1 protein-coding gene is annotated in these 462 nt (G+C 63.9%); it reads left to right on the top strand.

Annotated features, from left to right (window positions below):
* A partial coding sequence (locus tag PZA18_RS24225; protein WP_407951218.1) for a calcium-binding protein occupies nucleotides 1-462 on the top strand: 462 nt, incomplete at both ends.

Genomic DNA, 462 nt, shown 5'->3' with positions numbered 1-462 from the left:
CAACCAGACCCTGACCGGCACCCCCCAAGCCGACAAACTGACTGGCGGCGCCGGCCATGACACCCTCGATGGGGGCGCGGGTAATGACACCCTGATCGGCGGTGCCGGCAACGATGTCTACCGCTTCAGCGGCAACTGGGGCAGTGATCTGGTCGATCTGACCGGCGGCGGTAACGACACCCTGCAATTCGGCGACCTGCTGCTGAGTCAGCTCAAACTGCAACAGGAAGGCAAAGACCTGCTGCTATCCGATAGCAGCAATAGCAGCCGTAGCGTGCGCATCGGCAGCTACTTCGACAACCCGGCCACAGTGCTCGAAGGCAAGGACGGCGCCCGCTATGGTCTGGCAGAGGTTCAAAAAGCCGTAGCCAGTGGCGGCAGCACTGGCGGTGGCACTGGCGGTGGCACGCCACCTTCCGGCAACTTTGACAAGACCCTCGACGGCACCGCCGCCGGCGAACA

The sequence above is a fragment of the Parachitinimonas caeni genome, from assembly GCF_030129945.1.
Classification (GTDB): Bacteria; Pseudomonadota; Gammaproteobacteria; order Burkholderiales; family Chitinimonadaceae; genus Parachitinimonas; species Parachitinimonas caeni.
The sequence above is the reverse complement of the archived record's forward strand: the minus strand, read 5'-3'. Positions and strand labels throughout refer to the sequence as shown.